Here is a 9,130-nt window from a genome sequence, read left to right as displayed (position 1 = left end):
GTCGAGCGCTTCTTCAGCAAGATCAAGCACTTCCGCGCCGTCGCCACCCGCTACGACAAGGATCCCGACAACTTCCTCGCCAGCGTCAAACTCGCTGCCGTCCGGGTCTGGCTGCGAACTTTATGAGTCCGCGACCTAGTGCCGCCGGCAGTGCAGACCGACCTCACCCCGGGACAGGCGACACGCCAGGAATACCTGCCACTGGCCGACTTCATCGACGAGGTCATGTCGCTCTTCCGAGAGCGGCCCACCCCGCGTGAGATCCTGGTGCAGCGGGTCGGCTTCCTACGCAACGCCGAGGCGGAACACCGCTTCGAGGAAGCGGTGACGACCCTCAACGAGATGGCTCGCAAGGCCCGGGAGGCGCAGCAGTAAGAACGAAGGGCGCGGTCGACGATCTATGCTCCACCGTTTGGCCCGGCGAAGCGAGGTCTTCTTTCGGCCGCGCCAGCGAGCACTGTTTCTCACCCTTCTCACACGTTGCTGCATACAGCCATATGCGTCAGTAAAACGGTCGGATATCCGACATATTAGAGGATTGGATTAATATCGTGAATTCGTAAAAAGCCGTGATGCGGTCTCGTAATTATCATACGCGTACACTTACATTGGACAGGATACAGCCTACACACATATATTGGTTAATAAGACAAAACAACAATACAGTAGATAATAAGATAATTTCTAGGATGACGAGCCGCTAGTACCCGAACCCACCCTCCAATTATTGTGGTGAAGACACGTTTCTCCGAAGTGCTTGGCTGCCATCGGCCGACCAAAGAGATAGCCCTGTCCTTCTGAGCAGTGCTGACGCATGAGTTCGGCCTGCTCACGCGTCTCAATTCCCTCTGCAATGACATCAAGGTTGAATCCGCGCGCTAGGTTAGAGATCGCCTCGACGATCGTCTGGTCCTTTCGGCTACGCTCGACGCCGCTGACGAAGGAGCGGTCGATCTTCAATCGTGTGACTGGGTAGTCCTTCAGCATCGTCAGTGAGGCGTAGCCGGTGCCGTAATCGTCGAACGCGATACCGACGCCGAGATCTCGTAGCTGTGCCAAGTCCGCTTTGATGCGACCGTCACTCTGAAGAATTATGTTCTCGGTGATCTCAAGTTCGAGCGCTTCCGCGGGTAGGTCGTAGTCGCCGAGGACCTGCTCGACCACTTGTGGCAAGTCCCCGGACCTAAACTGGGCTGCAAACAGGTTCACGCCAATGCGGAAATGGCTCAACCCAATTTTGCGCCAGTTGGCTGCTTGCTCGCACGCGGTGCGTAGGATCCACTCGGAGACGGGAACGGCAAGTAGGCTCGACTCAAGAACAGTAAGAAATGCGGCTGGGCTGACAAGACCACGCTCGGGATGGTTCCAGCGGATCAGGGCTTCTGCCCCGGTGACAACGCTGGTGTCGAGGCGAACCTGGGGCTGATAGTACATCTCAAATTCACGTCGTTCCCACGCTTCTCGCATACCAGAACTTACGGACGTGCGTGTCCGAGCGACCGAACGGAGATCCGGTGTAAAGAGGCTCACCCGGCTCTTGCCTTCTGCCTTGGCGCGGTACAGGGCGAGATCGGTGTCGCCGAGGAGTTCATTAGGCTCCCACGCTACGCCATGGGTCACTGCGATCCCGCCGCTAGCGCCGACATAAACGGATCGCTCGTCGACCTCGATGGGTTCTTCGATGATGGCGATCAGGCGTTGGCATAGGGAAGTGGCAGCCACCGGATCCGCGATCTCGGTCAGGAAAACAGCGAACTCGTCTCCTCCGAGGCGGGATACAAGACCGGCATGACCGACCTCGCTGACAAGGCGTTTGGCCACGGTTTTAAGGACCTCATCGCCTGCGGCGTGACCGAGACTATCATTGACATCCTTGAACCCGTCGAGATCGAGCAGGAGTAGCGTTGCAGCCGAGCCGGTGCATCCCGCTTCCGCCATCCTCTCGGAAAGCACCTTACGATTTGCGATGTCGGTCAGATGGTCGAACTCCGCCTCATGCTTGAGACGTTCCTCGGCTCGTCGCCGATCGGTGATGTCGCGAGCAATCGCCCCGAAACGGTGTTCACCTCCTTCGATCCAGTGCGATAAAGACAGCTCAATCGAAAACTCGGTGCCATCTCGACGACACGCCGGAACGCTCACGACTGCCCCCACGAGTTTGGTTGGTTGACCAGCGACGGCACGTGCTAACCCAGCTTCGTGCAGCGCCCGGAGAGGGGGCGGCACAATGATGGTAAGAGGCTGGCCCATCGCCTCCGCGGCGGTGTAGCCGAAGATTACTTCCGCCGCCTTGTTCCAGAATAAGATACTGTTCGATCCATTGGCGCAGATGATAGCGTCAGGCGATACGGCGGCAATTGACTCGAACTGTTTGCGACTGTCGAGCTGCGCTAGCTTTAGCTTGCGCGCTTCCAACCGCTCCATTACAAGACGGGCAAGATCTTCAAGTGTTTCACGATGCTCGTTGGAAAAGTCGATGCGCGGCGCACTATCCAGGATGCAGAAGCTGCCGACTACGAAGCCGTCAGGCGTGATGAGTGGTGCACCGGCATAGAAGCGAATATGTGGACCGCTCGTGACGAGTGGCGAGGATGAAAAGCGCTCGTCTAGGGTCGCATCGGGTACGACCATAACCTCGTATCCGCGAATGGCGTGTGTGCAGAATGAACCCTCGCGATCCGTTTGGCATACATCCATACCGATCCGAGCTTTGAAGAACTGGCGATTTGCGGCAACAAACGAGACAAGCGCAATTGGGATCGCGAATATACGCTTGGCCATTTGGACAATATCATCGAATTCCCGCTCCGGCGCCGTATCGAGGATGGCATACCCATCAAGAGCAGCTAGACGTCCGCTCTCGGTGTTAAGCAGCGGGTTTGCTCGTGTTGTGGGCATCGGAATGATCCGCCAGACTTCGATCGAAGTGCCTCGCCAGCAAGCAGAAGCCGAGCGAACAAACAGCGGACCAGCTGCTTTTCCGACGCCGCTCAAGCCCTTACGCGCAATTATCAAATGATAATTGTTACCATTCTCCTACAAGGCCTATTGGAGCGAGCCCGGCTCACAGTGCGGAAGCAGCATGTTCGATCTCAACGACAACCGGCATGTCGATTGAAGGCCGCCAAAGGGCGAACTGCAGCTGGAACGTAAGGTGACCGACACACGCTTTCAAACTCGACCTAAACTTCCTACCAGAGTAGACAAGAATTTACACCCATCTCTCCTGAAACGTCAGACGAACTTCCGGACTTATGAAATGCTATCTGGATTGTTTTCGATCCATTTTTGATGCTCGGAATGTCCGCTTATGTGTCGGTCGACAAGGCAAAGGCCTATGACTGGAATAGGTAATTTCCGCCGCGCCGCTACCGATCAGGCCGTCTGTAGATCGGACACTGTCGACAGACGTTTCGGAGGGTTTTGATACCATCATGGACACCAACGGCCTCGTAAGTCGGTGGTGCGTCGGAAACGACTATGGTTCTACGCTTCACCATCGACCTCTGCTGGGCCCGGACGTATCGCTTGAGGGGACGTCGGCTTCGCTCAGCGGTGCAAATTTAAAAGCGTATCAAAGTCATCGAATGATGGGTTCGGGATTGGAAAGATACGATATTATTTTAGGTTACACGCCGTATGCACGCTCTAGTGACACGAATGGTCTTCGTGTGCGTTGTATCCGGGAGCAAGTTCCGAGGACATGAATTTTGACTAGGATCAGAGCGAAGGGCTTGCAGGAGCTCCTTCGCCAACAAACAACGCTTGCCCGATTTGGGGAACTCGCTCTCCGATCTGATGACCTCGATGAGATTTTGACGGAGGCCTGCCGCTTGGCGGGGGAGGCTCTCGGGACCGATCTCGCCAAGGTCGTCGAGTTGCAGGAGGACGGAAAGACCCTTCGCGTGCGCGCGGGGGTCGGGTGGAAGCCGGGCGTCATCGGAAAAGCGACGATCACCGCCGAGCATGACACGTCGGAAGGGCATGCGCTGCGGACGGGTGAGCCCATGATCTCCCCCGACATCGCGACGGAGACGCGTTTTCGCTACTCGCAGTTCCTGATCGATAACGGCGTCAGGGCGGTGGCCAACGTCCTCATCATCGGCGGTCATGGGAGACCGCCGTTCGGCATTCTCCAGATCGACAGTCACGTTCCGCGCCAGTTCACCGAAAGCGATACGTTCTTCCTGCGCAGCTATGCCAACTTGATCGCAGGTGCCGTGGACCGCATCCGCGTCGTCGGCGAGGTGCGGGACCGGGAGGCGGGCTTACGGACCGTTCTCGAAGATCGCGTCGCCGAACGCACCCGCGAACTGACCGATGCCAACGCCAGACTTCACGCCGAGGCCGAGGAGCGCGGACGGATCGAGGAGGCGCTGCGTCAATCCCTCAAGATGGAAGCAGTTGGTCAGCTGACCGGGGGGCTCGCGCACGATTTCAACAATCTCCTCGCGGGCATCTCCGGCAGCCTCGAATTCATCCGGACACGCATCGCCCAGGACCGCGCGTCGGAGGCGGCGCGCTACATCGACATGGCGATGACCTCGGTCGACCGGGCCGCCGCGCTGACCCATCGGCTCCTCGCCTTCTCGCGACGTCAGACGCTCGACCCCAAAGCAACCGATGTGAACAGGCTGGTCGCCGGCATGGAGGATCTGTTCCGGCGGACCGTTGGGCCCGGGATCGCGGTCGAGACCAGGCTCGCGGCGGATCTCTGGCCGGCGCTGTGCGACCCGAACCAGCTTGAGAACGCGATGCTCAACCTCGTGATCAACGCACGCGACGCCATGCCCGACGGCGGTTTCCTCACGATCGAGAGCCGGAACAGTATCGTCCCGCATTCGCACGACGGTGCCGACAATGCACCGGGGAGCGTGCCGCCGGGCGAGTACATGGGCCTCTTCGTGACGGATGGAGGCACCGGCATGCCGCCCGAGGTGATCGCGCGGGTGTTCGAGCCGTTCTTCACGACCAAGCCCCTGGGCGAAGGCACAGGCCTCGGCTTGTCGATGATCTACGGCTTCGTCCAACAATCCGGCGGCCACGTCCTGTTGGGAAGCGAGTCCGGCGAAGGAACCGTGGTGTCGATCTACCTGCCGCGGCATCACGGGGCGGCGGACGGCGTCGCGATGGCAAGCGCAGCATCCAGCCTACCGCTCGCTGAGGCTGGCACCGTCGTTCTTGTGGTCGAGGACGAGATCGCGCTGAGGATGCTGATCGTCGAGGCGCTATCCGAACTCGGCTACAGCGTGTTGGAAGCCGAGGATGGGAAGGCTGGCTTGCGGATCATCGAATCCCGCGCCTGCATCGATCTCCTCCTCACCGATGTCGGATTGCCCGGCGGCATGAACGGACGCCAGCTCGCCGACGCGGCGCGCGTACACAGCCCCATGCTGAGGGTCCTGTTCCTGACGGGCTATGCAGCGAGCGCAGCCGTCAGGAACGGCAGCATGACGTCGGGCATGGAGATCATGAGCAAACCGTTCGCCCTCGACGCGCTCGCAGCAAAAGTTCAGACCATGGTCAGTCATTCTGGCCGTCATTACGCGTAACACGTGAAGCAAATCCGACGTCAGTTCATTGTCCTTTCCGTAGGTTCGAATTACAAAAGAAGCTAAGACTGATAGTCTTGTATTTCTTAAAATATGATTTTTTAGAGCCAGATGCGCAGCTCAAAATAAATTGCCATGAGCCAACACGAATTTTCAGGCCCGTATCCATTCCATAGGCTATCATACCGCAAATATGTTTAAAAATGTGATATCTATAATAATAAAACAAATTATAATACTGTGATATACGCCGCAATATGCACTCAGAAAGAGGATAATCCACCATAAAATTAAATTGAATGTTTCCTACGCAGAAGACTGTTCACTATTTTTTGATATCAGGCAGCATTTACGCTAGTGTGACTTGGATAGTCCCCAGTCTGTGTGACGTCTACGCCTTGGTCGTCTAGGCCATAGCGTACCGCGAACGCGTCCGCTGCCATCGGTCTTCCAAATAGATAGCCTTGCGCCTCCTGGCATCCCTTAGCCAGCAAGCGACGGCGCTGCTCATCAGTCTCAATCCCTTCGGCGATCACCTCCAGACCGAAACTGCGGCTCAACTCGATCACCGCCCGTACGACCGCTGCATCTTGCTGGTCCTCGCACAGCCCGCTGACGAAGCTGCGATCGATCTTGAGGCGTGACAGAGGAAACCGCTTGAGCAGGCTGAGCGAGGCGTAACCGGTGCCGTAATCATCGAAGGCGATCCCGACGCCCATTGCGCGCAGGGCCAGCAGCGCCGCGACCACACCGGGATCGTGTCGCAGGATGATCGTCTCGGTGATCTCCAACTCCAAGGCGCCTGCCGCCAACCCGGTTTCCGCGAGCACCGAGCCGACGCGCTCGACAAGATCTCCGCGGCGGAACTGCGCCGCGCAGAGGTTAACCCCGATCTGGAACGACGGCAGGCCGCCGTCACGCCACGCCCGCGCCTGAGCGCAAGCGGTGCGCAGCACCCAGTCGCCGACCCGAGCCGCGTCCGGCCCTTCGTCGAGCACAGCCAGGAACGCGGCCGGCGCGAGCAAGCCCAGCTCGGGGTGCTGCCAACGGATCAGGGCTTCGGCCCCCGTAAGGGCGCCGTCGGACAGGCGTACCTGCGGCTGGTAGTGCAGCACGAACTCACCGCGCTCGACCGCCCGGTGCAATCCTTCTCGGCAGGCCCGATGGCGTTGCGCGGCCTCTCGCATTTCAGGCGTGAACAGGCGACAGCGCCCGCGCCCGTCAGCCTTGGCGCGGTACAGGGCGGCGTCGGCGCAGATCAACAGATCTTCCTCAAGCGCACCATGCGCCGGGCTCAGGACGACGCCTGCGCTGGCGCCGAGGCGCAAGATCGAGCCCTCGACGTGGTATGGCTGCGAGAGCGCCGCGATCGCCGCCTCTGCGGTGCTGACGGCTACAAACGGATCGCCCACGCCCGGCAGCACGACAGCGAATTCGTCTCCACCGAACCGGGCTGTGACACCGTCGGGGCCGACGCTGGCGCGCAGACGCCGGGCGGCGGTCTGCAGCACGGAATCCCCGACGCCATGGCCGTGTGCGTCGTTGACCTCTTTGAACCCATCGAGGTCGATCATCAGAACAGCCGCCGATCGCCCACCCGAGATTGCCGCCTCGATCCGTCCGCGGAGGACTGCGCGGTTGGGTAGCTCGGTTAGGGGGTCCAGGTGCGCGAGGCGGAACAGGCGGTCCTCGACGGCACGGCGCTGACGCACGTCGCGGACGATGGCACCGAAGGCGGCGTGTCCCTCCTCGCGCCAGCTCGACAGCGACAACTCGATCGGGAACTCATCCCCGTTCCGGTGGCAGGCGATCAGTTCGACCGTTCGACCGATCAGACCACCAGCGGCGGCGCTCGCGATCCGACGCAGGTCGCCCTCATTACCTCCGCGCATCCGCTTGGGTATGATCAGGGCGACGGGCCGGCCCAGCGCCTCAGGTACCGTATGTCCAAACAGGCGCTCGGCCGCCGCGCTCCAGACGGTGATCTGACCGCAGCTATCCGCACAGATGATCGCATCGGGCGAGGTCGCTGCCACGTGCTCGAACCGAGCCTGCAGGGTACGCCGAGCGACCTCCACGCGGCGCAGCTCCAGCCGATCGAGCGCAAGACGGGCGAGATCGGAGAGGGTGCGCCGGTCGGCCTCGGTGAAGACGGTGCGTGGCTCGGGGCCGGCGAGGCAGAGCGTGCCGATGGCATGGCCGTCAGCGGTTCGCAGAGGTGCTCCCGCATAGAAGCGGATGAAGGGCTCGCCGGTGACGAGCGGATTGTCGTGGAAGCGTGGATCGTGCGCAGCGTCCAGCACTACAAGCAGATCGTCCTGCGCGATGGTCCGGTCACAGAAGGCGATGTCCCGGGCAGTCTCGCACAAATCGATGCCGACCTTGGCGTGAAACACCTGCCGGTTGCGATCAACGAGCGAAACGAAGGCGGCAGGCGTACCGAAGAGCCGCGCGGCAAGTTCGGCAATGTGGGCGAGTGCGGGATCGGGGGGGGCATCGAGCCAATCGTGCGCGGCGAGCGCCCGCAGGCGGGCTTCCTCGTCGGGTGAGGCGGAGAAATCGGACACCGTCATGCTCCGGGATCGAGGTCACAGGCCCGGACAGTCGACCGCGTCAGACGCGTCGGCGGCACGGTAGGCGCGAGCGAGTTCGCCGAAACGCTCGAACTCGGCGAGTAGGGCTCGGCACTCGGGATGCCCGGATGATGGGAGCTGACTGTCCGCCAGGCATACGTCGAGCCGATCGAGTTCGAACCGTAGGGTGTCGACGAGGGAACCGAGCGATAGCCCCAGAGCGCGGATCTGCGGCTCGCGCCGGCCGAGGTCGGCACCGTCCGCGAAGGCTTGCGTCAGGGCGGCGCTGAGACGAGCTGCACCCTCGGGGTTCAGCCGCCCGGTGAACGATAGGATCTCGGCCATCGCAGCCTCACGCGGCCCGTACGGTGGCGAGGAAGCGTCCCACCTCGGCCGTCAGGGTCTCGGCCTGGCGCGACAGCTCGGAGGCCGCGCCCAGCACCTGGCTTGCCGCAGCCCCCGTCTCCTCGGCCGCGCCCGCCACGCCGGCGATGTTGCTCGTGACCTCGCCCGTACCCATCGCCGCCTGGCTGACGTTACGCACGATCTCCTGTGTCGCCGCGCCCTGCTGCTCAACGGCGGCCGCAATGGACGTTGTTACCCCGCTGATCTCCTGGATCCGGGCGGTAATGCCGCCGATCGCCGTGACAGCTTGACCCGTGGACGCCTGGATGCGTGCGATCTGCCCTGAGATCTCGTCGGTCGCCCGTGCCGTTTGTGAGGCAAGCTCCTTGACCTCGGCAGCGACCACCGCGAAGCCGCGTCCCGCTTCACCGGCGCGCGCCGCCTCGATGGTAGCATTCAGCGCCAGAAGGTTGGTCTGTCCGGCGATGGTGGAGATCATGCCGACCACGTCGCCGATGCGCGAGACCGCCGTGCTCAACTCCTGCACCAAAGCGCCGGTTTGATCGGCCTCGGCGACAGCTTGCTGTGCGAGGGCGGCAGAGCCATCGACCTGGCGTCCGATCTCCTGAACCGATGAGCCAAGCTCCTCGGCCGCCGCGG

6 protein-coding genes and 1 pseudogene are annotated in these 9,130 nt (G+C 61.2%); 3 read left to right on the top strand and 4 right to left on the bottom strand.

Going from position 1 to position 9,130, the window contains the following annotated elements; genetic code table 11:
- Both MKK70_RS03355 and MKK70_RS03350 read left to right on the top strand, forming a co-directional pair.
- A pseudogene (locus tag MKK70_RS03355) lies at positions 1-126 on the top strand (IS5/IS1182 family transposase); the annotation flags it as partial.
- 24 nt (positions 127-150) lie between these two features.
- Positions 151-375 carry a hypothetical protein gene (locus MKK70_RS03350; protein ID WP_243934317.1) on the top strand — a complete coding sequence of 75 codons (225 nt, stop codon included), beginning with the start codon at positions 151-153 and terminating at the stop codon, positions 373-375.
- 309 nt (positions 376-684) lie between these two features.
- On the opposite strand, the gene MKK70_RS03345 is transcribed toward MKK70_RS03350, so the two are convergent.
- On the bottom strand, positions 685-2,898 hold the full coding sequence (locus MKK70_RS03345; protein WP_243934318.1) for a putative bifunctional diguanylate cyclase/phosphodiesterase: 2,214 nt from the start codon (positions 2,896-2,898) through the stop codon (positions 685-687).
- An 836-nt stretch (positions 2,899-3,734) separates the two neighbouring features.
- Between MKK70_RS03345 and MKK70_RS03335 the strand changes: the two genes are divergently transcribed.
- Positions 3,735-5,552, top strand: coding sequence for a response regulator (locus MKK70_RS03335; RefSeq protein WP_313898957.1), 1,818 nt, complete (start codon positions 3,735-3,737; stop codon positions 5,550-5,552).
- A gap of 338 nt (positions 5,553-5,890) precedes the next feature.
- On the opposite strand, the gene MKK70_RS03330 is transcribed toward MKK70_RS03335, so the two are convergent.
- The 3 genes from MKK70_RS03330 to MKK70_RS03320 all read right to left on the bottom strand — a co-directional run.
- Positions 5,891-8,125, bottom strand: a complete 2,235-nt coding sequence (locus MKK70_RS03330; RefSeq protein WP_243945823.1) for a putative bifunctional diguanylate cyclase/phosphodiesterase — start codon at positions 8,123-8,125, stop codon at positions 5,891-5,893.
- A 15-nt stretch (positions 8,126-8,140) separates the two neighbouring features.
- Positions 8,141-8,470: a hypothetical protein gene (locus MKK70_RS03325; protein ID WP_243945821.1), complete on the bottom strand. Its 330-nt coding sequence runs from the start codon at positions 8,468-8,470 to the stop codon at positions 8,141-8,143.
- A gap of 7 nt (positions 8,471-8,477) precedes the next feature.
- Positions 8,478-9,130: methyl-accepting chemotaxis protein (locus MKK70_RS03320; protein WP_243945819.1), on the bottom strand; the 653-nt coding region annotated here is incomplete at its 5' end.

Origin of the sequence: Methylobacterium sp. E-041 (assembly GCF_022829665.1) — a bacterium.
Classification (GTDB): Bacteria; Pseudomonadota; Alphaproteobacteria; order Rhizobiales; family Beijerinckiaceae; genus Methylobacterium.
This window is presented reverse-complemented; position numbering and strand designations above follow the sequence as displayed.